At 46.8% G+C, this 25,588-nt stretch carries 21 protein-coding genes and 2 pseudogenes; 20 read left to right on the plus strand and 3 right to left on the minus strand.

Annotated features, from left to right (window positions below; translation table 11 throughout):
* The first annotated feature begins 22 nt into the window (after window positions 1–22).
* The 3 genes from ABNN70_RS09545 (at window position 23) to coaD (ending at window position 1,661) form a co-directional block, all read left to right on the plus strand.
* The gene (locus ABNN70_RS09545) at window positions 23–295 is read left to right on the plus strand and encodes a YlbG family protein (protein WP_353947666.1); all 273 of its coding nucleotides are present in this window, start codon (window positions 23–25) and stop codon (window positions 293–295) included.
* A 302-nt stretch (window positions 296–597) separates the two neighbouring features.
* The gene (gene rsmD / locus ABNN70_RS09550) at window positions 598–1,176 is read left to right on the plus strand and encodes a 16S rRNA (guanine(966)-N(2))-methyltransferase RsmD (protein ID WP_326407536.1); all 579 of its coding nucleotides are present in this window, start codon (window positions 598–600) and stop codon (window positions 1,174–1,176) included.
* A complete protein-coding gene (coaD, locus tag ABNN70_RS09555) occupies window positions 1,173–1,661 on the plus strand; it encodes a pantetheine-phosphate adenylyltransferase (RefSeq protein ID WP_129929141.1) in 489 nt (162 codons plus the stop codon). The genes rsmD and coaD overlap by 4 nt, the downstream gene beginning before the upstream one ends.
* A 6-nt stretch (window positions 1,662–1,667) precedes the next feature.
* Here the strand turns inward: coaD and ylbJ are convergent, their stop codons facing one another.
* Window positions 1,668–2,861 carry a sporulation integral membrane protein YlbJ gene (ylbJ, locus tag ABNN70_RS09560; protein WP_353947667.1) on the minus strand — a complete coding sequence of 398 codons (1,194 nt, stop codon included), beginning with the start codon at window positions 2,859–2,861 and terminating at the stop codon, window positions 1,668–1,670.
* 182 nt (window positions 2,862–3,043) lie between these two features.
* Between ylbJ and ABNN70_RS09565 the strand changes: the two genes are divergently transcribed.
* Window positions 3,044–4,072 (plus strand): SepM family pheromone-processing serine protease, encoded by a 1,029-nt coding sequence (locus ABNN70_RS09565; RefSeq protein ID WP_240697274.1) that lies wholly within the window; start codon window positions 3,044–3,046, stop codon window positions 4,070–4,072.
* Window positions 4,073–4,081: 9 nt separating this feature from the next.
* Here ABNN70_RS09565 and ABNN70_RS09570 read toward each other — a convergent pair whose 3' ends face one another.
* Both ABNN70_RS09570 and ABNN70_RS09575 read right to left on the minus strand, forming a co-directional pair.
* The gene (locus ABNN70_RS09570; protein WP_353947668.1) at window positions 4,082–5,338 is read right to left on the minus strand and encodes a nucleotidyltransferase; all 1,257 of its coding nucleotides are present in this window, start codon (window positions 5,336–5,338) and stop codon (window positions 4,082–4,084) included.
* Window positions 5,339–5,599: 261 nt separating this feature from the next.
* On the minus strand, window positions 5,600–6,910 hold the full coding sequence (locus ABNN70_RS09575; protein WP_353949386.1) for an IS1380 family transposase: 1,311 nt from the start codon (window positions 6,908–6,910) through the stop codon (window positions 5,600–5,602).
* A 276-nt stretch (window positions 6,911–7,186) separates the two neighbouring features.
* Between ABNN70_RS09575 and ABNN70_RS09580 the strand changes: the two genes are divergently transcribed.
* The 16 genes and pseudogenes from ABNN70_RS09580 to ftsZ all read left to right on the plus strand — a co-directional run bounded on the left by ABNN70_RS09580 (window position 7,187) and on the right by ftsZ (window position 25,386).
* Window positions 7,187–7,702, plus strand: coding sequence for a YceD family protein (locus ABNN70_RS09580; RefSeq protein ID WP_353947669.1), 516 nt, complete (start codon window positions 7,187–7,189; stop codon window positions 7,700–7,702).
* Between the two features lie 26 nt (window positions 7,703–7,728).
* Window positions 7,729–7,905, plus strand: a complete 177-nt coding sequence (gene rpmF, locus ABNN70_RS09585; protein ID WP_129929145.1) for a 50S ribosomal protein L32 — start codon at window positions 7,729–7,731, stop codon at window positions 7,903–7,905.
* Between the two features lie 227 nt (window positions 7,906–8,132).
* The gene (locus ABNN70_RS09590) at window positions 8,133–8,696 is read left to right on the plus strand and encodes an RsfA family transcriptional regulator (protein WP_353947670.1); all 564 of its coding nucleotides are present in this window, start codon (window positions 8,133–8,135) and stop codon (window positions 8,694–8,696) included.
* 162 nt (window positions 8,697–8,858) lie between these two features.
* On the plus strand, window positions 8,859–9,290 hold the full coding sequence (mraZ, locus tag ABNN70_RS09595) for a division/cell wall cluster transcriptional repressor MraZ (protein ID WP_129929147.1): 432 nt from the start codon (window positions 8,859–8,861) through the stop codon (window positions 9,288–9,290).
* A gap of 64 nt (window positions 9,291–9,354) precedes the next feature.
* Window positions 9,355–10,314, plus strand: coding sequence for a 16S rRNA (cytosine(1402)-N(4))-methyltransferase RsmH (gene rsmH / locus ABNN70_RS09600; protein ID WP_353947671.1), 960 nt, complete (start codon window positions 9,355–9,357; stop codon window positions 10,312–10,314).
* The gene (ftsL, locus tag ABNN70_RS09605; RefSeq protein WP_129929149.1) at window positions 10,311–10,673 is read left to right on the plus strand and encodes a cell division protein FtsL; all 363 of its coding nucleotides are present in this window, start codon (window positions 10,311–10,313) and stop codon (window positions 10,671–10,673) included. The genes rsmH and ftsL overlap by 4 nt, the downstream gene beginning before the upstream one ends.
* Before the next feature lie 16 nt (window positions 10,674–10,689).
* Window positions 10,690–12,918: a penicillin-binding transpeptidase domain-containing protein gene (locus ABNN70_RS09610; protein WP_353947672.1), complete on the plus strand. Its 2,229-nt coding sequence runs from the start codon at window positions 10,690–10,692 to the stop codon at window positions 12,916–12,918.
* A 70-nt stretch (window positions 12,919–12,988) separates the two neighbouring features.
* Window positions 12,989–14,935 (plus strand): stage V sporulation protein D, encoded by a 1,947-nt coding sequence (locus ABNN70_RS09615; protein ID WP_353947673.1) that lies wholly within the window; start codon window positions 12,989–12,991, stop codon window positions 14,933–14,935.
* 128 nt (window positions 14,936–15,063) lie between these two features.
* Window positions 15,064–16,536, plus strand: coding sequence for a UDP-N-acetylmuramoyl-L-alanyl-D-glutamate--2,6-diaminopimelate ligase (locus ABNN70_RS09620; protein WP_353947674.1), 1,473 nt, complete (start codon window positions 15,064–15,066; stop codon window positions 16,534–16,536).
* A gap of 35 nt (window positions 16,537–16,571) precedes the next feature.
* On the plus strand, window positions 16,572–17,945 hold the full coding sequence (murF, locus tag ABNN70_RS09625; protein ID WP_353947675.1) for a UDP-N-acetylmuramoyl-tripeptide--D-alanyl-D-alanine ligase: 1,374 nt from the start codon (window positions 16,572–16,574) through the stop codon (window positions 17,943–17,945).
* 103 nt (window positions 17,946–18,048) lie between these two features.
* Window positions 18,049–19,026 carry a phospho-N-acetylmuramoyl-pentapeptide-transferase gene (mraY, locus tag ABNN70_RS09630; protein ID WP_129929154.1) on the plus strand — a complete coding sequence of 326 codons (978 nt, stop codon included), beginning with the start codon at window positions 18,049–18,051 and terminating at the stop codon, window positions 19,024–19,026.
* A 17-nt stretch (window positions 19,027–19,043) separates the two neighbouring features.
* Entirely contained in the window at window positions 19,044–20,387 is a 1,344-nt protein-coding gene (gene murD, locus ABNN70_RS09635; RefSeq protein ID WP_353949418.1) for a UDP-N-acetylmuramoyl-L-alanine--D-glutamate ligase, read from the plus strand.
* Window positions 20,388–20,445: 58 nt separating this feature from the next.
* Window positions 20,446–21,546 (plus strand): stage V sporulation protein E, encoded by a 1,101-nt coding sequence (gene spoVE / locus ABNN70_RS09640; RefSeq protein WP_353947676.1) that lies wholly within the window; start codon window positions 20,446–20,448, stop codon window positions 21,544–21,546.
* 118 nt (window positions 21,547–21,664) lie between these two features.
* Window positions 21,665–22,453: an FtsQ-type POTRA domain-containing protein gene (locus ABNN70_RS09645; RefSeq protein WP_129929157.1), complete on the plus strand. Its 789-nt coding sequence runs from the start codon at window positions 21,665–21,667 to the stop codon at window positions 22,451–22,453.
* A 400-nt stretch (window positions 22,454–22,853) separates the two neighbouring features.
* Window positions 22,854–24,133 (plus strand): annotated as a pseudogene (gene ftsA, locus ABNN70_RS09650) (cell division protein FtsA).
* A 75-nt stretch (window positions 24,134–24,208) separates the two neighbouring features.
* A pseudogene (gene ftsZ / locus ABNN70_RS09655) lies at window positions 24,209–25,386 on the plus strand (cell division protein FtsZ).
* Window positions 25,387–25,588 lie beyond the last annotated feature (202 nt).

Here is a 25,588-nt window from a genome sequence, read left to right on the forward strand (position 1 = left end):
TGTACAGAGGTGTTCATATCATATGCAGATCCAAGAGAGAGATGGTTTAATCATCTGGCTTTATCATACGAAGCACCTGCGTATTCTGAAGCGTTACGGGTATCTACATTACGTTTCAAAAAGAATGAAATATGCGGTATTATATTGTAACCATGAAGCGACGAATTCCGTCGTTGAAAAATTGTCTAAACTTAAATTTGTCCGGAAGGTTGACTATTCTCATTTGCAGGAGATAAAGACGACATATGAGAATGGGAAAACAAAGAACGAAGAAAGAGACAGTGTCTTTAATTAATATGGTGCGCAGGTTGCAGGCGCCGCCGGAGGTTTCGTTTTTCTGAACCATTTTTTCAACAATAGTTTTTCCTCTTCTTTTAAAGTATGAAAAAACCCCGCAGACAAGCTGCGGGTGTCTTCATGCATCAACAGATGCAAGACAATGGGAGAGGAGAAACCGGCGGAAAACTTATGGGGAAACGTAAGTATCCGCGGTTGGGCCAACATCACTAGAGATGTTGCCAGCAGCTATTATTCACTTGTTTGCGTGTTTCTATACATGAAGGATCTATTTTCGAAAGGATTGTCTGACATTTGAGAGTGATTGCCGGAGAAAACAGAGGAAGGGCGCTTAAAACCGTTTCCGGACGGATGACGCGCCCGACCACGGATAAAGTAAAGGAATCGCTGTTTAATATGATCGGCCCTTATTTTAATGAGGGCTCTGTACTTGACCTGTATGGCGGAAGCGGCGGACTGGGTATTGAAGCCCTGAGCCGAGGCGCGGATTCTGCGGTATTCGTTGACAGGGCAGCAGCAGCCTGCCGGATTATCAGCGAAAATGTGGTTCACTGCGGCTATTCCGATCGCAGCAGGATCTATCGTCTTGATGCGCTGATGGCACTGGAAAAACTGGCTGAAAACGGTTACACCTTTGATTATATTTTTCTGGATCCGCCCTATGCAAAAGAACATCTTGTTCAGGATATAGAGAGGCTTCTCAGTAGAAACCTGCTGAACCATCAGGCTTCGATCATTGCCGAACACGATGTTCAGGTCAGCCTTCCTGAATCGTTCGGAGAGGCGCTCAATGTATGGAAACATCGGACCTATCAGGGAAGAACGGCCATAACGATATATCAGTTTAAAAAGGATAATCAGGGAAGTGATTCATTGTGACAGAAAAGACAGCCGTATATCCAGGCAGTTTTGATCCGGTGACTTACGGACACCTGGATATTATAAAACGCGGTCTTTCCGTATTTGATCACATCATTGTCGCTGTATTGAATAATTCAAGAAAGGATCCGCTGTTTTCAGTCGAAGAGCGAGTGGAGATGCTTACTGAAGCAACGAAAGATCTCAGACATGTCACAGTCGATTCATTTGATGGTCTCCTGATGGATTATGTACATAAAAAAAAGGTATCCATCGTTTTACGTGGATTAAGAGCAATATCTGATTTCGAGTATGAGCTTCAGATTGCTTCAATCAATAAAAATCTTAACCCGGAGATTGAAACATGTTTTATGATGACCAGTAACCGATTTTCTTTTCTAAGTTCCAGCATGGTCAAAGAAGTGGCTAAATATGGAGGTTCTGTGCATGGTCTGGTGCCGGATGTCGTCGAAACGGCGATCCGGAATAAATATGCGAATCAGTAACAGCGCTCACTGATGCCTCCCGGACTGCATTCTTTTCAGCAGAATAAGAATGAAAAGGATCAGGACTGAAGCAGTCATGATGGGTCCGAGCTGAATTTCGGAATAAACGGGCGTGCCGGCAGTCGCTGGAACAGCAGATGGTCCCGTCATCTTTTCTCCGATGTGCAGCATGTGATAGAACAGGAAGGCTGCGATACCGGAAAGTATGGCGTGAATCAGCCGGCCGATGAGGAACGGTTTCGCACTGAGACCGGCCTGAGAAAGAATACTGACCGTCTGAGCCTGGATGGAAAAACCGCAGAAACCCAGTAAAGCACTGCCGACAATTACCCGTTCCAGCACAGGGGCGCCTGTTACCGCAACTTCATGTACCCCGATAGTCATTTCAAAGATTCCCGGCAACAAGGCCTGACCGAGTTCCGGTGTCAGTCCTGCTAATTCAAAAAGTGGTCCAGTAATCGAACCGATCCAGGTTACCGTTCCGGTTTCTCTGAACAATTGGTAAAGCATGGAAAACAGCATGATAAATCCACCTATTACAAGTAATGTACGGACGGATGAGATCACGGCATCTCCCAGCATTTTACCGAGGGGCTCGTATCTGATCATTCGTTCACTGTGCATGCTTCTCAGTGCTCTTGCAAATAATGAGAAGTGACTATGGGTTCTTTTTTTCTGAAAAGGTAAGGGCTTATATGCCCGCATGATGAGTCCTACCCCGATATTTCCGAAATAATGAGCCAGTGCAAACACGATGCCGAGCGAAGCCTGGTGGAAGAACTGTACGGCCGTCACACTGAACAGAAAGAGGGGGTTACTGAAATTTGTAAAGCTGGATAACCGCTCTGCCTCAGATTTTGTCAGTTTCTGTTCTTTATACAATTGGGCAGTCATCCGTGCACCGGCCGGATAGCCGGAAACAAGACCCATCATGAACACAAATCCGCCAATACCCGGAACCCTGAATACCGGCCGCATGACCGGTTCAAGCAGAACGCCGGCAAACGTAACAACACCAAAACCGATCATCAGCTCGGTCAGAACAAAAAAAGGAAACAGGGCAGGGAATACGTTCTCCCACCACATTTGCAGACCCTGAAAAGAGGCACGTACGGCCGTCTCCGGATAAATAATCATTAAAAGGGCAATGCCTGCGGAACATATTCCGAGAAAATAGGTTGCGTGTCGTGTACGTCCCATGAGATTCCCCTTTTCTATGTATCGCAGCGGTGCGGACTTCTTGTCCTATATCACATATACTTAACTGACCTTTTAAGTAGACCAAAAACAGGAAATATCTCATAATAAAATAAGTACATATATCATCCCGTTTCTGCAGACTAAGGTCATGCCCTGCAGTGTGATGAGAGGAGGCTGGTTGTTTGCGAAAAAGGAGAAGAATTATTCAGGGCCTGATTATGGTCCTGGCCCTGACGCTGCTCACATTATTTTTCATCAGGCTCCCTTATTTTGTACAGAGCCCCGGAAAAGCCCAGTCCATGGCCGGTATGGTAAAAGTCAGTGATGCTTATCCCGTCAATGGTAATTACAGACTGGTATACATATATCTGGGCCAGGCCAATATTTATCAATATCTTTGGGCCAAATTTGACGGAAACAAGTACACGACTCTGATTCGGGAAAAGAATATCCGGCTGCCCGATGAGGATGATACAGCGTATAACCTGCGACAGAAAAATTACATGACCGGTGCCCAGCAAAGTGCTGCGTATATTGCCTATAAAACGGCTGGAAAACATCCGAAACTTGTACAGCAGGGGGTGCTCGTTCTTGATGTGATCCCCTCCATGCCTGCAAGCAAGGTGCTGAAGAGCGGAGATGTCATTATCGGCATGGGAAACCACAGGATTACTTCGATTAAGGATATGAATGCGCTCATCGGAGGGAAAAAGGCAGGGGATCGCCTGGCTTTGACGATTGTCCGGAACAAGCAGGTAAAAACCGTTTCTGTTGAAATTGGAAAATTTCCGAAGCGTCTTGCCGAAGCCGGAAAAAAAGAAGGGATCGGTATCTATCAGAGTGAACAGGCCAAAGTGGATGTCAATCCGCCGGTGAAATTTGATATTCAGAATATTGGCGGTCCTTCAGCCGGTCTTATGATGACACTGGAAATTTATGATCAGCTGACGAAACAGGATCTGGCGGCGGGGAGAGATATCGCCGGGACAGGAACGATCGAGTTAGATGGTTCAGTAGGACCGATCGGCGGCATTTCTGAAAAAATTGTCGGAGCAGATCAATCAGGTACAGATATCTTTTTTGCCCCTGTAGCTGAGCATGAGTATGAAGCAGCGAAAAAAACGGCTAAAGAGATCGGTTCTGAGATGAAAATTGTCCCAGTCAAAACGTTTGAAGACGCCGTCCGTTATCTGGAAAAGACGAGGAACTGATCATGTCTCTTACTGGCGGGAGCTTCCATTACCTTGAAAAAGACCTTTGATTTCGTTGAAACGGAGGGGGATCTGGCCTGTGTCCGGTAGGAATGACGAAGCTCTGCCGGAAATGAAATCATAAATCCCGGCAGCCCGCGAATCAGCGTCCAGAAGCGGAGGGTGATGTTTATGAATTTTTGAAATCAACGGGACCTGAAACTGTTTGCGCATGTGGGAAAGCCAGTTCTGCCCTTTCAAGTTCATACCGAGCGGCCGGAGATATGATAGCTCACCCTTCTGTGCAGGTTCCCTGACTTCCTCTTTTAGGGTGTGCGTCAGAATATGCGTTGAGAGCCTCTGCAGCCGCGACCAGGTATAACGTTTCGTTTTTACCATACCAATAAACTGTCTGAAACTTTCAGCTGATCTGATGCAGGACAGAAGGCGGTGTTCTATGCCTTCCTCACACTCATAGATTTCTTTCAGCTGCCCGGGTGTTGAAGACAGAAGCCGATACTTCAGATAGGGAAAACAAGCATTCCAATCCATCAGACAGCCGGATGTTTTCCGGTTCATCAGTAAAGAATAAACATAATCAGGGACCTTGTTGTCCAGCCCTTCATCAGTATGCTGATTCAGTAAATGGCTGCGGATACTTGTTGAACTGGCGATGCGGGCATCCTGATGGAAACCAGGATCACTGTGGTCAGACTGGATTCGTTTCAAGGTAATCGGGGTCATGGAACTGTTCAATTTTCTTATCGCCCGGATGTAGTGGAAGCCGAGGCTGTTATTCGGCCGGGTCAGATCAACCGTATTTGCCGCTTCCCTTTCAGCTATCAGACGGTAGGCAGCCGCATGTGCATTAGGGTAACTCAATCCCGTATGCAAAGCACGCATTAACGCATGATCATATGCGGCATGGTGTGCTTCAATCAGATCGACAGTTCGGATAAATGCATCGATCCGGCCGTCTTCGCTGCCGAATATCAGATGTGTAGCGCCTGCCTGATTCAGAACGGAAACGGCTCCGAGCGCAAAAATATCTGCCTTTCCGACAGAGAAAATATAAGGCAGTTCAAACACAAGATCAGCCCCTGCTTTTAACGCCCATTGCGCCCGATCCCATTTTGACAGAACGGCCGGTTCGCCGCGCTGGACAAAATCGCCGCTCATAACGATAATTATCAGATCGGGATTAAGTTCGCGGCGGATCCAGTTCAATTGATAAAGATGCCCGTTGTGCAACGGATTATATTCTGTTATGATTCCGGCTATTTTCATCGACTCTGCATCCTTTTCGAGTAATAGAAGAGCTCACTTGAGTCATTTTATCATAATTATCCTGATTTATTCACCATTCATCGTTTCTTGAGATTTTTGTTTATCGGGACGAGGTTGCCTAATTTTGTCTACTTTTTCGCGTAAAACGTACTCGAAAGATTAATTTCTGAACTTTCGCTCAACAATGGACCGTTTTGAGATGGACTTTCCCCGTTGGCCTGATGAAAACGTTTTGATGCTACCAAACTGAGTGCCCTTTCACTATTCGATTTGAAGTTTTTGAATCCGTCCGAGTACTTTCCAGAGGAAGTCCTGATAGACAAAGCTGGAGGACAGCTTGAAATAAAGGGAGCGCCCCGACCTCACCAACTTACTGGCCACTTTCACGATCCGGGTTCGAATGGTTTCAATTTGCATGTTCTTCTGCCCCTCTGGAAACGTCAGTGTACGCATCCAGTTCGTTAAATTGTAGGCGATCAGGCTGAGCATCAATCGGCCTTCGTTAATTTCAAATTTGTGACTGGACAGTTGATCCAGACTGAATCCGGATTTGGCTTCCTTGATGTAGTTTTCCATGGTCCCTCGTTTCTGATAAGTCAGAACGACTTGTTTCGGGGAGAAGCATTCAACCAGATTGGTCACGATAAAGGTATGCGTGAAGAAGAGTTCGCTAGCCGGGCGAACCGATTGAACGATTACTTTTCTGGGCTTGTCCCAAGACTTCGCCTGGTACGCCATTTCTTCATAGTAACACTGGGTCTCCCCGGTCGACGCATCGTTGGGATGAAGCTCCTCAGCCATCCGCTGGAGTATGGCATTCGACTTCAGGCGAATCGCGTAGTAGACGGATTCTTCTTCGCACAGCTCGTAGAGCTCAGGCGTGGCAAAACCGCTGTCGCCACGAAGGAACGGCGTGGTTTCCGGAAAGTGCTCGTTGTAGTGTTCCAGAATCGGCCGAACAAAGTCCGCGACCCCATGAGAAGTATAGCGATTTCCGGGACGCAGTTTCGCCTTCAAAAAATCTCCCGTCGCCCCGTCGAACGCCACCAATGGATGGAAGCCGATGGTACCGTAATGTGCATTATAGTCTGAGGATTCCTGCTTGCCGTACGTATCGACGTGAGTGGAATCCAGGTCAATAATCAGTGCCCGGCTCTTGCGATATCGATGAACTTTGTCCAGTAATTTCTGATTGGCCACTGCGAGCTGATCAAGAGTATTCTGGTCGAAACGATAATAAAAGCGGGATAACGTCGGTTGTGACGCCAGTTTGGATGTTTCAACAACCTGGGTAAACACGGGATCATGAATCAATGCATCGGCTGAGTCATCCTCGGAGTAACCGGCCAGCAGCTGATAGATCTTCTGGCGAAAGAGTTTTGCGTTGGAATAGAACGGACTCTTGCGCGAATCATTCAGTATCAAATGGCGTTCAAACGTCTTTGAGAAACCGATTTTCTCGTCAAACTCCTTAAAAAGCAGTTGACCGCTATCTGAAGAAAGTTCACCACCATCGTTTGATAGTTTGATTTTTCGATTGAAATCTAACGTGATTTGCGATAAAGTAGTCATCATAAAGGATCCTCTCTGGTGTTGTGGTGACTTAATTTTACCAGATTTGGATCCTTTTTGCGTGCACTTTTTTCATGCACAGGGTGTAATCGAGAAAAGTGATCAGATCAAGCATCTGAGCGTTTTGGAGAAATTCTGTGAATAAACTAGGATTATATCTGTATAAGAGAATGGCCGGCCGGTTAACCTGTATGAATCTGAAAAGCAGTGTGACACTGATTGACATTCTTTTGGGCAGATATTATAATAACATTTGTTGTCTAGAGGTGGTACCCTATGTCTTTATCATGGACAGTTCCCGAATTGCTGAAACATAAGCAGGAAGGATTGGCATTTCACGAAAAGGTTCATTTGCCTCTGGAACTTTTTCAAGCGGATCCTGAAGTAAGAAAAATATCTGTGGTTGACGTTGAGGGGGACGTCCAGTTCTCCAAACGGTCGTTTACCTTTTATCTGACGATCAGCGGCTCGATGGTTCTGCCTTGTGCCGTAACCCTGGAAGACGTTGACTATCCTTTTCAGACACATACTTCAGAAACGTTTCTGCTGCCGGGTTTCGATGATTCTGAGGCCCCGGAAGATACGTTTGTTCATCGGATAACAGATGAACAAATTGATCTTGTCCCCTACGTGGTGGAAGCCATACTGGTAGAGAAACCTATGCGTGTGGTCAGTGAGAAGGCCAAGTCTGCCCGGCTTTCCGGTGAAGGCTGGTCGCTGGTGACTGATCAGACGAAGAAACAGCAGATTGATCCAAGGCTGGAAAAACTGAAGAAGTTTTTTGACGATTAAATAGATTTTCTGAGGAGGTGCGTACTGTGGCAGTACCTAAAAGGAGAACGTCAACTACACGTAAGAATAAGCGGCGTACACATTTCAAACTGACCGTTCCGGGCATGGTGAAATGCGATAACTGCGGGGAATATAAACTGGCACACCGTGTATGTCCGAATTGTGGCTCATACAAAGGTGAAACCGTAATTGAAAAAGACTGATGAAAAAAGCGAGGAGCGCATGCTTCTCTTTTTTTTGCCTTGCTTTGTTAAATAAATGTGTTGCATTCTGCTTTAAATGCTCACCCTCCGCAAATAAGCCTTCCCTCTCTTCTTTCTGAACGGCAAAAAGTTTGCCTCTCTTTTATTCTATCGAACCTATTAAGTGCATAGGGTTGGAACAGGGGCGTTGATCGCATCCATTCTATGAGAAAAGAGAGGGAAAAGTTATGCCGTCCATTCGACAAGATGCCTGGTCCCACGCTGAAGATGTCAAACTTGCTGAAGCGGTTCTCAGACATATCAAGTCAGGAAGTACCCAGCTTGCTGCTTTTGCCGAAGCAGGATCTATGCTGTCGCGTACAGCCGCCGCCTGTGGATTTCGCTGGAATTCTACAGTCAGGAAACAATATGTGCAGGAACTGAGTCAGGCGAAGAGTGAACGTAAGGCAAGGAAGAAGCAAAGAAAGAAAACGCATCCTGCGAAAGAAGCATCAGATTCATTTTCGGCTGAATTTAAGGAGAATGCCGGCACCTCCATTGATGAAACCATTGAATTACTGAATCAGCTGAAGCTAAGTCTCTCCTCTTCGTTAAATCCGGAACTGCAGAATGAAGTCAGAAGGCTGGAAGCGGAAAATAGAATGCTTGATCAGGCATACAGAAAACTGGAGAAAGAATACGGGAGCCTGTTGAAAAACTACAATTCCGTAGTTCGCGTTCTTGAGATAGTGGATCAGGCAAGAAAGCAAATGCCGGGTGAAACAGACCGGAAAGACGGGTTAACCGTATAAGATATCATAAATTTATGAATGCCTATATTATAAGCCATCGGTTGCTGAAACCATGGCTTTATTTTTTTGTGGTTTATGATACGGATCCTGGGGTAATTATAAAAATTGAGTGGTGAAAAGTGGGGGGATGTGGTAAAGTATAAAACAAGGAGGCGGCCTGTCATGTTTATGGGTGAGTTCACACACAATATTGACGATAAAGGCCGCCTCATCATTCCCTCGAAATTCAGAGATGAACTTGGTGAAACATTCGTGATTACCCGCGGACTCGATCAATGCCTTTTTGTCTATCCTCAATCAGAATGGCATCGTATTGAAGATAAATTGAAGGCATTACCGTTTACAAAGAAAGATGCCCGGGCGTTTACCCGATTCTTTTTTTCAGGTGCAAGCGAATGTGGACTTGATAAACAGGGAAGAGTGTCAATAAACCTGCCATTAAGAAATTACGCCGGTCTTGAGAAAGAATGTACGGTTATCGGCGTGTCAACGCGTCTTGAAATCTGGGACAGCAAGACCTGGAAGGGCTACTTTGAAAAGTCTCAGGAATCATTCAGTGATATTTCGGAGAACCTTCTGGACCTCGATTTATAAAAGCATTGCCCGCTATACCGATCAACTATACCGATCAACTATCACCCTTCAGGAGTCTGGTTGCATGTTTGAACACATTGCTGTATTAAAAAAAGAAGCCGTTGGAAGTCTGAATGTGAAACCTGCCGGAATTTATGTTGACTGTACTCTTGGAGGTGGCGGCCACAGTGAAGCCATCGTCAGACAATTGCACAGCGGACATTTGTTTGCTTTTGATCAGGATCAGGAAGCTCTGGATGCTGCCGAGAACAGATTGTCTGTTTATTCAGAAAAAATAACTTTTATCAAATCCAATTTCCGTAAGTTAAAAGAACAGCTCGCCAGATACGACATTTTTCAGGTGGACGGGATTCTCTTTGATCTTGGTGTCTCGTCACCACAGTTCGATCATGCTGAAAGAGGATTCAGTTATCAGCATGATGGTCCGTTGGATATGCGTATGGACAGAGACCAGGAACTCAATGCCGGGATCATTGTTAATGAATGGCCGTATGACAGACTCGTACACATCTTTTATATGTATGGGGAAGAACGCTTTTCAAAACAAATTGCGAGGGCAATTGAGAAATCCAGAAAAATTCAGCGAATCCGTTCGACCGGAGAACTGGTGACGCTGATTAAAGAAGCGATACCGGCACCGGCCAGAAGAAAGGGCGGTCACCCGGCGAAGCGTGTCTTTCAGGCACTGAGGATCGCCGTTAATGATGAACTGGGGAGTTTTGAAGAAGCACTGAATCAATCGCTGGAACTGCTTCGCCCAGGTGGACGGATCGCCGTGATCACTTTTCAGTCTCTTGAGGACAGGCTGTGTAAACAATTTTTTAAAAAATACAGTGAACCACCGGATGATCTTCCGCCTGATCTTCCTCAGCTGCCGGAAGAATCAAAGCCTCCTCTGCAGAGGATTGGCAAAAAGCCGGTGACTCCGACCGAGGAAGAATTGAAAAATAATCGCAGGTCAAGGTCGGCAAAACTCAGAGTCGCAGAAAAAATAAGAAGTATTGAAGGAGGATCATTCAGATGAGTCAAACGCAGCGCGCATTTCATTCTCGCGGGCAGGAAGCCCCTGCAACAAGACAAGTACCGGTTCAGAAACCGGTTGTCATCACACGCCGTATCAGCAAAGGAGAAAAGCTGCTTTGGATCATGGCAGGCGCTGTCCTGTTCCTCCTCGCTGCCTGCATTGTGGCCAATCAGGCAAAGTTATTCCTGGTATCAAAGGATGTGCAGAAGCTGCAGTCACATGCGGATACTCAGGCAAAGACCGTTCAGCAGCTGAAAACAGAAAAAGACAGTTTAAGCTCTCCAGAACGGATTGTTCGTTTTGCCGAAGAAAAATTAAATCTTAAACTGGATGTCAATAAAATTAAAGTTCTTCCATAAAGAAGGGGGCCCGGCCTTGTTTCAAAGAAAAAGGAGATCCCTCAGTTTCTGGGCAGGCTTAGTCGGCGCATGTTTTATGCTGGCTTTTTTTGTGATCATCGGTCGCTTTGTTTATATTGCACAGGGGAAAGAAATTGAAGGGCACAAACTGATGCCTATTGCGAAGAATCAGTGGTCACAATATAAAGTGATCGACGAAAAGCGGGGAACGATCTATTCAGCTAACGGCCGTATTCTCGCTGAGGATGTTCCTGCTTACACACTGTTTGCGGTGACAAGCCCTAATGCCGGGAAAGACCGGCAGGGGAATCTCAGATACGTGAAAGATAAAGAAAAAACAGCCAGATTGCTCGCTCCTGTCCTGGGAATGAAGGAAAGCGATATGCTGAACCGCCTGAATAAAAACGCTTACCAGGTAGAGTTTGGCTCGAAGGGACGCATGCTCAGCTATGAGAAGAAAAAACAGATTGACAAACTTGGGCTTCCGGGGATCGGCTATCTGACTGAGTCCAGAAGATATTATCCGGAACAGGGAAGTGCCGCCTATACCATTGGTTTTACTCAGACAGATTCCAAAACAAAACAGCAGCAGGGCGCTTTCGGTATAGAACAGTCGCTTGATCGTTATCTCTCAGAGAAAGATGGAACGGTTCGCTATTACAAGAGCGTATCAGGCGTGCCGATACCCGATGAACATCAGAGGATCTCGAAGTCTGTGCCGGGAAACGACGCCCATCTGACGATTAATTCCAGCATACAGACGGTTCTGGAACAGGCGATGACTCGTGTAAATAAAGAATATACACCTGAAAGCATGGTAGGTGTCGTTGCGGATCCGAAGACCGGTAAAATCCTTGCCATGTCGTCCTTGCCGGGTTTTAACCCGAATAAACGTGATATAAAGCAATTCAGCAACAGTGCTATTTCTGATCCTTATGAACCCGGTTCGGTGATGAAAACCTTCACGGTCGCTTCAGCCCTTGATGCCGGTGTCTATAATGGTCAGGCGACTTACCCCTCTGGAGATTATAAGACCAAAGGCGGAACCATTCACGACTGGCACCGCGGCGGCTGGGGAACGATCACATTTAATCAGGGGTTTGAACTCTCATCCAATGTAGGTATGTCCGTACTGACTGATAAATATATCGGTCCGGACCGGCTGGGCGCGTATTTTAAAAAATTCGGTCTGATGAAAAAAACAGGGATTGACCTCCCCGGAGAACGGTCCAGTCTGGTGAACTGGACATGGCCGATTGATAAACTGGAAGCCTCGTTTGGTCAGGCGTCCGCCTTTACAGCCATACAGATTGTTCAGGCAGCCACAGCCATAGCAAACGATGGAAAAATGATGCGGCCGTATGTGGTAGACAAAGTGGTTAATCCTGAAACGAAAAAAACGGTGGTTGATCATCAGCCGGTTGTTGCCGGCCAGCCTATTTCGCCTCAGGCAGCTGAACAGACCCGGTCACTCCTTCGCCGGGCAGTCAGTGCAAAAGACGTGGTGAAGGGATATAATGCAACAGGAGTTGCTTATGATCTTCCAGGTTATGATGTGATTGGAAAGACCGGCACGGCTCAGGTTGCCGTGGACGGTCAGTATCTGCCGGGTAAAAATAATTACATCTATTCTTTTCTCGGGATGGCACCTGAAAAGGATCCAAAATTAATCGTTTACGTCGCTGTGAAACAGCCTCAACTGAAACCGACCGATCTTGGAGCAGAACCGGTAGAACAGATTGTCCGACCGGTGATGGCCAGCAGCCTGCAGTACATGCAGGTCCGGAAAGCCAGTCCGGAAAGCGGAGATATGGGGACATCCTCGGAAAAGGTGGACAATTATACCGGTCAGTCCATAACAGAGGCCGAAGCTGCGCTGAAAAACAGCGGACTGAACCCGGTTTCCGCTGGTACAGGAACCGTTTCAAAGCAGGCCCCCGCTGCCGGTGACAAGGCAGTAAAGGGAAGCAGAGTGATTCTTCTTGGATCCGGATCAGCGACCGTTCCTGATCTGTCCGGCTGGTCACTGGCAGACAGTATGAAGTTTGCCGAGGCAGCCGGTATGAAACTGAAAGTGCAGGGGAACGGCTTTGTGACAGAACAGAAACCGAAACCTGGTTCACGTGTAAAGGGCGGATCTGACTTAACCCTTCAACTGTCTCCCCATCAGCCGGGCCCGGAACAAAAAGAAACAACTGAAGATGCGAAAAGCAGCTCGAATCAGCCGGAAGGGCAGAACGAGTGAACGCGCAGCCTGTTCTATTTCTCTGAATCTGGTCATATGGCTAGGACAAGGGGAGATAGGAGGGGCTTTTTTGCGTATACCAAAACATCTGGTGAAGAAACGGCTGCTGCTGATCCTTGCAGGCGGGCTCTGTATTTTTGCCATATTTATCGTGAGGCTGATTTATGTCCAGATTTTTAATAATGACTGGCTGACTCAAAAAGCTCTTGAAGAATGGGGGAAAAACATTCCCTACGAAGCAGAGCGCGGTGACATTCTGGATGCACGCGGGAAAGTGCTGGCAACCAATATAAGCAGCCCTTCTGTGCTGGTTGTGCCAAAGCAGATAAAAAAGAGGCAGCGTGAAAAGACGGCAGATGCTTTATCCGAAATTCTGGGCATGAGCAGGCGCCGTGCATTGGAAAAAATATCTCAGAATGAACTGATCGTTCGCCTGACGCCGGAGGGAAGGAAGATTTCCAATGAAAAAGCATCAAAGATCAAGAGCCTGGCGTTACCCGGTGTCTTCATTGCCGAGGATTTTAAACGGGATTATCCAAAGGGAAATTATCTCGCCCACGTCCTCGGATTCGCAGGAATTGACAATCAGGGACTGACAGGTCTCGAAGCGTATTATAATGATGGACTTAAAGGGAAAAATGGAAGTGTCACCTATTTTTCCGATGTTCGGGGTAACCGAATGTCTGATCTGAAAGACAAGTATACACCTCCGGAAAGTGGATCAAGCCTGATGCTGACCATTGATTCGCGCGTTCAGTCCATTATCGAGAGAGAGCTGAATAACGCTGTTGCTCTCTATCGACCGGACAGCGCCCTCGCCATTGCCATGAATCCAAAGAATGGAAATATTCTCGGGATGTCTTCGAAACCGGATTTTAACCCCGCCAGATACAAAGAGGTACCACCGGAAATTTATAATCACAATCTGCCGATCTGGCGCACGTATGAGCCGGGATCGACCTTTAAGGTCATTACGCTCGCTGCCTCGCTTCAGGAGAACGTTGTAGATCTTAAAAAGGATCATTTTTATGATTCCGGTTCGATTGATGTTGCCGGGACTCATCTGCATTGCTGGAAGAGAGGCGGTCACGGTTCCGAGACCTTTCTTGAGGTCGTTCAGAACTCATGCAATCCGGGCTTTGTCGCACTGGGGGAAAGACTGGGTAAAGAACGTTTATTTTCATATATTGAAAAATTCGGTTTTGGCAAGAAAACAGGGATTGATCTCCAGGGTGAAGCAACGGGCATTCTGTTTAAAAAAGATCGAGTTGGACCACTTGAGACGGCAACAACAGCATTTGGTCAGGGGGTTTCCGTTACCCCCATTCAGCAAATTACAGCTGTATCTGCGGCAATTAACGGCGGTTATCTGTATGAACCCCGTCTGGCCAAAGCGTGGGTAGATACCGATACAGGGAAGGTCATCAACCGGATTGAACCCACTATTAAACGGCAGGTTATTTCATCTGAGACGTCAAAAAAGGTCAGGGAGACGCTGGAAAGTGTTGTTGCCCAGGGGACAGGAAGAAATGCCTACGTTGAAGGTTATCGTGTCGGAGGCAAAACCGGAACAGCCCAGAAAGTGAATCCGAAGGGCGGCGGATACATGCAGGGAAATTATATCGTTTCGTTCCTTGGCTTTGCTCCGGCTAATGATCCGGAAATTGTCGTTTATGTCGCAATCGATCACCCGAAGGATACGGTTCAGTTCGGAGGCACAGTGTCTGCACCCGTCGCCGGCAGGATTATCGGCGACAGCCTGAGCGCACTTGGCGTAAAGAGACAAAAAGGCGGCCTTGAAAAAGAGACCCGCTGGCCGGATCAGCCCATGATCAAAGTACCTGATCTTGTTGGACAGAAGAAACAGGATCTTCAAAATGCACTGTTTGACCTGAAAATAAAAACACAGGGGAGTGGTGACAGGGTGACCATGCAATCGCCTGAGGCCGGTATCAAGGTTAAACAAGGTTCAACAATCATGATATACTTAGGTGACAAAAAGAAACCGGACGATTAAAATAAGCAAGGGACGGGGAAGCGGCAGGTCTGTACGCTTTCCGGCATACATAGGTTCGCCGGGTGAAAAAAAGGTTAACACTCAGTACCGTTCTCTTTTATAATGAAAAACTAAGGACGTGTTTTTTTATGAAGTTATCCAAATGTCTGGAAATTTTGCCTGACTTCAGGAAGGACAGGGCTTTTGATCCGGAGGTTTCCGATCTGGTCATTGATTCACGGCTTGTCACTCAGGGATCACTTTTTTTCTGCATTAAGGGGCATCATGTGGATGGTCATCAATATGCTGCTCAGGCAGAACAGAAAGGTGCTGTGGCCATCGTTGCTCAGGATAAACTGTCTGTTTCGGTGCCGGTCATTTATGTAAATGATACACATCGTGCACTGGCCATGATATCTGATCACTACTATGCGCATCCCAGCCACTCGCTGCATCTCATTGGCGTGACGGGAACAAATGGAAAAACAACAATCACCTATCTTGTGCAGGCTATCCAGGAAGCCGCCGGAATCCGTACAGGTGTTATCGGTACGATGGGCATGCATTACAAAGATCATTTCAGTCCTGTTGACAATACAACCCCTGAAGTCCATCTGATCCAGAAAAATCTGGCGGCTATGAAGGAACAGGGGGCCACATCCGTTGTGATGGAGACCTCATCCAATGCGCTTTATGACGGCAGGGTCAGAGGCTGCGATTTTAATGTTGCCATTTTTACCAATCTGACAGAGGACCATCTGGATTTGCATGGGTCGATGAAAGACTACATGTATGCGAAAAGTCTGCTTTTTTCTCAGCTGGGCAACCGCTACAGTGAAGATGGGGAAATTAAAGCTGCCGTATTAAATGTTGACGACAAAGTGTCGAACGTCTATAAACAGATGACCGCAGCACCTGTCATCACATATGGTATTGATCATGAAGCTGATTTTCGTGCCACATCGATCCGGATCACCCCAACCGGTACTTCATTTTCTCTGGTGACAGGAGGCGAGACCTACCCGGTGGCCATGAAACTGATTGGTCGATTCAGCGTTTACAATGTTCTGGCAGCTATCGCAGCCTGCTCCGTGAAAGGACTGAAAATGAGCGGGATGATTCAGGCGATTGAACAGGTAAAGGGCGTTCCCGGAAGATTCGAAACAGTCAGCGCCGGACAGGACTTTACCGTTATTGTCGATTATTCACATACCCCGGACAGTCTTAAAAATGCCCTGTCAACCATTAAAGAATTTGCGAAAAAAAAGATCATTACCGTTGTTGGATGCGGGGGTGACAGAGAGAGAGGCAAACGTCCGGTGATGGCGAAAATAGCTGTCGATCACAGTGATCTGGCTATTCTTACTTCCGATAATCCAAGAACCGAAGATCCTGAAGCGATTCTTCAGGAAATGGCAGCAGGTGTCAAGGGTATGGCTTATAAGAAGATTACAGATCGGAAACAGGCCATCAGATATGCGATCAGTCATGCCGGTACAGGTGATATTATTCTGATCGCCGGGAAGGGTCATGAAACCTATCAGATCATTGGTACGGTGAAACATCATTTTGATGATCGTGAAATAGCGAAACAAATCATTACGGAATTAACGGGAAACTGAGAAAAGGGCAAAGTTTCGGCAAAGGAGATCTACAGATGAGCATTGGTGTTGAAATAATCAGAGGGCAGGCGATTCAAATACTGGGTGATACCTCCCGCCTGAATAAGCTGAATATCATGACGGACAGCAGAAAAACGGTTGCCGATGGACTTTTTGTTCCGCTCAGCGGCCATCACTTTAACGGTCATCGTTTTCTGTCGCAGGCGATTGAAAACGGAGCTGTCGCCTCGTTATGGATGGAGCGAGAACCTCTTCCGGATCACCTTCCTGAAGGGTTCCCGCTGTTTCTCGTTGCAGATACGCTTAAGGCATTACAAAGCATGGCAAAAGCCTGGCTGATTCATTGCCGCTGCAAAGTGGCAGCTGTAACGGGGTCAAATGGCAAAACGACAACGAAAGACATGATTTACAGCATTCTGTCACGCAGATTCAAAGCATATAAAACACAGGGAAACTTAAATAATCACATTGGCGTTCCCCTGACGATTCTGGCTATGCCGGAAGATACAGAGGTACTTGTTCTTGAAATGGGTATGAATCATTTTGGAGAACTGACTTTTTTGAGTCAGCTTGCCAAGCCTGATATTGCTGTAATCACAAATGTCGGTGAATCGCACATCGAATTTCTTGGCTCAAGAGCAGGTATCGCCAGAGCGAAACTGGAAATTACGGCAGGGCTGAAAAAAAGAGGAGCATTGATCATCGACGGGGATGAACCCCTGCTGACTCAGATCCATACCCATGCCTTTCAGATTATCACGTGCGGATACGAGGATCATAATGACTGGAAAATCACGGGGATCAAAGAAGGAACAGAAGGCTACGGCTTTTCATTGAACCACGGAATTAAAGAATACAGAATTCCGGTGCTCGGGAAGCAGAATGTCAAAAATGCCGTGCTCAGTCTGGCAGTGGCCAAACGGCTTCATGTCAGTTCAGAAACAATAAAAGAAGGTCTGGAGCATCTCAGTCTGACAAAAATGAGATTTGAAAGAGTCCGGGGCCTGCACGGCTCACTTCTGATTAATGACTGCTATAACGCCAGCCCGAGTTCGATGGAAGCCTCTCTGGAAACACTCAAAGAGTTACCTGGATTTAAAAGAAGAGTGGCTGTGCTGGGCGATATGTATGAGCTCGGCAGTAATGAAGAGAAGCTCCACAGGGGCATTGCCAGAGTACTGACAGCGCCCCTGACCCATGTGGTCACCATTGGTGATAAGGGGGCGTGGATTGCTGCACCATTACTTGAGAAGAAAGAAGCTGCCGGCCGGCCGGAAGTTCATTCATTTCATGACAAAACCGAGGCACGGCAATTTCTGGCGGGCCTGCTTGATGATCAGACGGTGATGCTCTTTAAAGCCTCAAGATTGATGCAGCTTGAGACACTTGTATCGGAATTGAGCATATAAATGTCCGGCAGCTGAAAAAACGGCAGATCGCGGGCTGACCTGTCATCTGCCCGATGGAACATATGGATCTATCGGATTTGGATCAGAAGGAGAGAAAGGGTTCATGATATTGTCTTTGTTGTTTGGTCTTGCGATAGCATTTCTATCTACATTAGTTCTTGCCCCTATTGTCATTCCATTACTGCACCGTCTGCACTTCGGTCAGTATATCAGGAGAGAAGGGCCGAAAAGCCATCAGAAGAAGGCAGGCACGCCAACCATGGGTGGTGTGATATTCCTCCTCGGACTGATCATCGGCGTGCTCATCATGGCGTTTAAATATCATGCGGCAACTCCGGAAACATGGATGCTGCTTTTTGTTACGCTGGGTTTCGGTCTTGTCGGGCTTCTTGATGATTTTATTAAGGTGGTCATGAAAAGGAATATGGGTCTGACCTCCAGGCAGAAAATGCTGGGTCAGCTGGTCATCGCCGTTGCTTTCTGGCTGATACTGACCCGTTATGATTATTCTACTTATCTTTATTTTCCCGGAACCGACTGGATGATTAATCTGGGATGGTTTTACCCTGTGTTTATCATTTTTCTGCTGGTCGGAGTACCTAATGCAACTAATCTGACTGATGGTATGGACGGCCTGCTCTCGGGGCTTGCAGCCATTGTCTTTGCTGCCTATACTGTGATTGCCTGGACTTCGATGAGTCTCGGTGTAGCCACTTTTGCAACAGCCATGCTTGGCGCACTTCTTGGTTTTTTAATTTTTAATGCGCATCCTGCGCGGGTGTTTATGGGAGATACCGGATCACTGGCTGTCGGGGGAGCAATAGCCGGTATGGCTATTCTGACGAATACGGAGATACTTCTTGCGATTATCGGTGGCGTTTTTGTTATTGAAACACTGTCTGTCATTATCCAGGTGATCTCATTTAAGACGACTGGGAAAAGGGTGTTTAAAATGAGCCCCATTCACCATCATTTTGAACTGTCCGGATGGTCTGAATGGAAAGTCGTCACTGTTTTCTGGCTGGTTGGTTTAATTCTTGCCGTTATCGGCGTTTACTTGGAAGTGGGGATGACCTTTTGAAACAGATTACGTCGTATATGAATAAAAAAGTGGTTGTACTTGGACTGGGAAAAAGCGGTTATGCCGCAGCAAAATTAATGAAAGTGCTTGGCGCGAACGTTACGGTGAACGACAGAAATGATCTGTCCGCTGACCGGCACGCGCTGGAGCTCGAGCGGCAGGGGATAAAAGTCATTGGAGGCGCGCATCCTCTGGACCTGATCGACGAGACTGTCGATGTCCTGATTAAAAATCCGGGGATTCCCTACTCCAATCCCATGGTTCGGAAAGCCCAAAAGACAGGTGTACGGGTGATTACCGAAGTGGAGATTGCGGCGGAAGTATCGGAAGCCCCGTTCATCGGGGTGACCGGATCGAATGGGAAAACGACAACGACGATGCTTATCGGTGAAATGATGAAGGGATCAACACATCAGCCTGTTGTTGCCGGAAATATCGGGACAGCTCTTTGCTCTGTAGTGCAGCAGGTATCGCCTCAGAATGTCCTGGTATCGGAACTCTCAAGTTTTCAGCTTCTGGGTACAGAAACGTTCCATCCTGAAGTGGCAGTTGTGCTGAATATCTTCGAACATCATCTTGATTATCATGGAACAGTGGAAAATTATGCTAAAGCCAAGGCAAGGATTACATTGAATCAGACAGCGGATGATACGCTGATTTATAATGCAGACAGCAGGCGGTGTGTCCATTATATAGCTGAGGTATCAAAAGCAAATAAAGTGCCGTTTTCCACAACGAAGAGGCTGCCGGAAGGTGCTTATATCCAGGATGACGTGATTTATTTCAGAAATGAGAAAATCATGCCATGTTCACAGATGGGGCTGCCGGGCGAGCACAACCTGCAAAATGCCCTTGCCGCAGTGGCTGCTGCACGGATATACGGCGTGCCGGCTCCGTTTATTGCCGGTGTTCTCCGATCTTTTACCGGAGTACGTCATCGCCTGCAATATGTGGATACGATTCAGGGACGGATCATTTATAATGATTCCAAGGCAACAAATATTCTGGCTACATCAAAAGCGCTGCACGCATTTCCCGGAAAAGGAATTGTACTTCTGGCGGGCGGACTGGACAGAGGAAATGGATTTGACGAACTCGTTCCCTTCCTGAAAAAAGCGGATATCAGAGCCGTCCTGCTTTTCGGACAGACAGCTGCCAAACTTCAGGACGCCTGTAAAAAAGCAAAGATCCCGATCATAAAAACAGTTGAAAATGTTGAGGCAGCCGTACCGGAAGCCTTTGCACTCTCAAAACCTGGAGATGTGATTTTATTATCGCCCGCCTGTGCCAGCTGGGATCAGTACAAATCTTTTGAACAGCGGGGGGACATTTTTATTCATGACGTGAATAAGTTTAGATAAGGACAGGCCGGACCGAGACGGCTGTCTGAAACATCCTTATCTGAACGGAGTGTTGTTCATGAACCGGCACCGGGTTTTTCCTGACCGCTTTTTTCTGCTAATCACGTTTATCCTGCTCATAACGGGACTTGTGATGGTTTACAGTGCCAGCGAAGTGTCCGCTGCTCATAAATTTGGCGACACCTTTTATTTTTTGAAAAGGCAGTTGCTGTTTGCATTTGCCGGGGTTATCAGTCTCTTTGTCGTCATGAACATCGATTATCGGGCATGGAAGAAGTGGTCCCATATCGGTATTCTGCTCTGTTACGGGCTGCTTCTCCTGGTCCTGATTCCCGGAGTCGGTCTTTCGCGTGGCGGAGCAAGCAGCTGGCTCGGAATCGGAGCTTTCTCGATACAGCCATCTGAATTTATGAAAGTGGCACTGATCATTTACCTGGCGAGGTGTCTGTCTGAGCGTCAGCAGGATCTTCCCTCATTCAGGAAAGGGCTGCTTCCGGCTTTATTTCCGGTTCTTGCGGCTTTTGGCCTGATTATGCTGCAGCCTGATCTTGGCACGGGCATGGTGCTTGTCCTGACCTGCACCATGATGATCTTTGTGGCAGGCGCACGGATAAAACATTTTCTTTTTATGGGCGCTGCGGGATGTATGGGCATTGCCGGCCTGATTATTTCTGCTCCGTACCGGTTGCAGAGACTGACATCATATGTGGATCCCTGGCAGGATCCGGGCGAAAGCGGTTTTCAGATTATCCAGTCTTTACTTGCAATCGGACCAGGCGGACTGATGGGGTTTGGACTCGGCGAGAGCCGGCAGAAATTTCAGTATCTGCCGGAAGCACAGAATGATTTTATCTTCTCGATTATCTCAGAGGAGCTGGGTTTCATCGGTTCTGTCGCCGTCCTGATGCTCTTCTGTCTGCTGCTCTGGCGCGGCATACGGATTGCAATGAGTGCCCCTGATTTGTTCGGCACGCTGCTGGCTGCCGGTATCACCGGCATGATTGCCATTCAGGTGATGATCAACATAGCGGTTGTCATCGGGCTGATTCCGGTAACCGGAATTACACTGCCCTTCCTCAGCTATGGGGGATCCTCATTAACCCTGATTTTGATTTCTATCGGCATCCTTCTGAATATCAGCAGTTACAGTAAAAGTTAAGGGAAATGATGCTGACGGATAACAAACCATTGCTGTTTCTCAGAAAAGTCAATAGAATAATACTATACTACTGACAGGCTGAAATGGCTTTTAGATCTTTATCAGGGAGGAGAGAAAAATGGATAAGGAAAAGGTTGTGCCTCTGGAAGACAGGCTTCCACAATTAAAAAAAGAACGGAAACAAAGGGCAAATCGCCGATTCGCTTTTTATGCGATTGTTTTTTTTATCCTGATCCTTATTATCGTTTATTTCCAGTCCCCGCTCAGCAAGGTCCGCCAGATTACTGTTGAAGGAGCGCGGATTACTTCGACTGATCAGATAGTTAAAGCAAGCGGCATCACAAAAAATACACACATATGGGATATTCGTTCCAATGCGGTGGAGAAGAAAATTAAATCTCTGTCAACCGTGAAATCAGCGACAGTTGACTCTGCGTTTCCAAACAGAGTGAAGATTCATGTTGTTGAATTCACCCGCAGTGCTTATTTAAGCAAGGGCGAAAATTTCTACCCCATTTTACAGAACGGGACAATTATGGGGAAAATGCCGCAGAATAATCTTCCCGTCGATGCACCGGTTCTCATGGGGTTTAAGAGCCAGCAGGAAATCCGTGCGGTGACGCAGGGCCTTTCTGCATTACCCGAAGAGATCATTCGCAGCATTTCTGATATTCATTACATAAATCAACAGCCGGGCGATGAAGATAATCTGATTCTTTACATAAATAACGGGAACCGGATCGTCGCCAGTACCGCAACGTTTGCAAAAAATATAAGAATGTACCCTGAAATCTCTGCACGTCTGCCGGAGAATGTCCGTGGCACGATTTATTTAAGTGTCGGGAGTTATTTTACACCTTATGAAAATTCTGAAAAACAGCAGAAGCAAGAAACGGCTGAGCCCTGATCTGCAAATTCACCGCTTTCATAATCCGTAATCTTGCATAATTAAAACTTTTCTAGTCAATCAACTTGGTGTAGACTATAACATAGTTGCGAATTCATTTCCCGACTCTGATTTTCTCTTTAAGGTTGGCGAAGAATATAAATAATGGGTTCATTATTTAGCATTTTCTGCCGATTTATAGATTAAGAGCTGTTTTTTACATGAATGTGATTTAGAAAAAAGGGATATGTTCCGATACGTAGAATACAGAGAAGTAGGGCATGTTTCTATCAATAAGGAACAGGATATTAACGGGTTGAAACTCTTGCCGTTCAACTTTATACCGTTTGTTCATTTACACAAGTCCATACATCCCTGATCATGTATTTTATTGCTTAAAAGATTAGAAGGGGTGCCACTAATGAATAGCGAGGATATTTTTGTCAGCCTTGACATTGGCACGTCCAGTATCAAGACTGTGATCGGTGAAATGACGGGTTCGTCTCTTAATGTGATTGGTGTCGGAGAGGCGGATTCCCACGGGATTAAAAAAGGGTCGATTGTCGATATTGATTCGACCGTGAGATCAATTAAGCAAGCCGTTCAGCAGGCAGAAAGAATGGTTGGACTGAATATAAAAAGTGTGATTGTCGGCATATCAGGAAACCATATTGAACTCAGACCCTGCCGCGGTGTTGTTGCTGTTTCGAACGAAAATCATGAAATCGGAAGTCCGGATATTGAGCGAGTCATTTCTGCTGCTCAGGTTATGTCCATTCCACCTGAAAGAGAAATTATTGATGTCATCCCGGAACAGTTCATTGTTGACGGGGTAGATGAGATTAATGATCCGCGAGGAATGATCGGTGTCAGGCTGGAGATGGAAGGGACATTGATCACTTGCTCGAAGACCGTGCTTCATAACCTCCTCAGATGTGTGGAGAGATCCGGTCTTCAGGTCGCCGATATCTGTCTGCAGCCGATGGCTCTTGGATCTGTAGCTTTGTCTGCAGATGAGAAGAACCTTGGTGTGGCTCTGATTGATATGGGCGGAGGCGCGACAAGCGTCAGTGTGTTTGATCAGGGTATGATGCTCTCAACATTTGAGCTGCCGGTAGGAGGCAATCATATCACAAAGGATATCTCGATTATTCAGCGTATTCCACTGGCAGAAGCAGAACAGCTGAAAATCGATCACGGGACAGCCACAGTTCATACAGCTTCTGAAGAGGACACATTTACAGCGTCACAGATCGGCAGTGCAAATAAACAGACATTGAACCAGCGGGATCTGGCAGCAATCATAGAAGCCAGAATGGGTGAAATGTTTGATATAATCAAGGAAGAGCTTCAGAGAATCGGAATTAACCGGCTCCCCGGGGCTTTGTACTGACCGGAGGAGTTGCAGCAATGCCGGGTGTTCTGGATCTGGCGGTACATAGACTGAGTTCAAGTGTCCGCATAGCGGCTCCGGATTACATAGGGGTACGTGAGCCAAAATATACCGGATGCATTGGTCTGATTCAGTTTGCCTGCCACAATGTGAAGATTCAGGGTAAAGAAGTGGCAGTTGCTGTAGAATCAGGAGACTTCGAAGCCGTTCCTCAGCCGGAAGGACAGAAACAGACCAGGCACAGTCGTAAATCGGGCGAAGGTATGACTTCAAAAGTCAGAAACTGGTTTAAAGTTTTCTTTGAATAAAAAAATGAAACGATTGAAGAGAGTAAAAAGGTTGGAACGGAGTGGATTCAACCTCTGAATGGGAGGAAATGAACGATGTATGAGAACGATACGGAGACGGAACACCTCGCAAAAATCAAAGTAATCGGAGTAGGCGGAGGCGGTAGTAACGCCGTCAACAGAATGATCGACAGCGGCATTCAGGGTGTTGAATTCGTCTGTGCGAATACAGATGCGCAGGCGCTGAAGTTGTCTAAGGCGGGAACGAAGCTTCAACTGGGTGAAAAACTGACAAAAGGACTGGGCGCAGGGGCGAATCCCGATGTCGGGAAAAAAGCTGCAGAAGAAAGCAGAGACCAGGTTGAAGAAGTTTTGAAGGGCTCGGATATGGTTTTTGTCACGGCCGGTATGGGTGGCGGAACCGGTACTGGAGCCGCACCTACCATTGCAGAGATTGCACGGGATGCAGGGGCACTGACGGTCGGCGTTGTCACCCGTCCGTTTACATTTGAAGGACGAAAGAGGGCCAAGCAGGCACAGTTAGGCATTGGTACACTGAAAGAAAAGGTTGATACACTGATTGTTATCCCTAATGATCGACTTCTCGAAATCGTGGATAAGAATACTCCGATGCTTGATGCGTTCAGAGAAGCGGACAATGTACTCAGGCAAGGTGTTCAGGGCATCTCTGATCTGATTGCTGTCCCGGGCTGATCAATCTTGACTTCGCTGATGTGAAAACGATTATGACGGAGGGCGGATCTGCCTTAATGGCGATCGGTATCGCTTCCGGTGAGAACAGAGCAGCAGATGCTGCGAAAAAAGCGATCTCAAGTCCCCTGCTTGAGAAATCGATTGACGGTGCGAAGGGCGTTCTAATGAACATCACAGGCGGAAGCAATCTGAGCCTGTATGAGGTAAATGAAGCTGCTGATATTGTTGCTACAGCTGCAGATGAAGAGGTTAACATGATTTTCGGTTCAGTCATCAGTGAGGAGCTGGACGATGAAATCGTCGTGACTGTCATTGCCACAGGATTCGTTGATGATGAGAAAGATCATCCGCAGATGAATCATACGGCATCCGGGGCTGTCAACTCGCGCAGACAGGCTGCTGATGAGGAACATCCCGCGGGAAATGCTCCAGTGAAATCGAGACATGATGATGAAGTGATTCGGAAGCAACCGTCACGCAGATCCCATAGTCTCGTTGACGATGAAGATACCCTTGATATTCCGACATTTCTGAGAAACAGACGGCACAGAAATCAATAAAAGATTCTGTAAACGACATCGTTCTCTAAAAAGCGAATGGGTTGTTCCTCCCCGCCCACAAACAAGAAGGCATGCCGGTTAAACAATCATCTGTTTAACCAGCATGCTTTTTCAGTAATGATAAAAAGTAGAAGAAAATTCTGAGAATATTGGCCAACTCATATCTGCCGCGCCTGCCAGCCTGCCAGCTGGCAGGCTTTTC

The organism is Sporolactobacillus sp. Y61, assembly GCF_040529185.1.
Taxonomy (GTDB): Bacteria; Bacillota; Bacilli; order Bacillales; family Sporolactobacillaceae; genus Sporolactobacillus.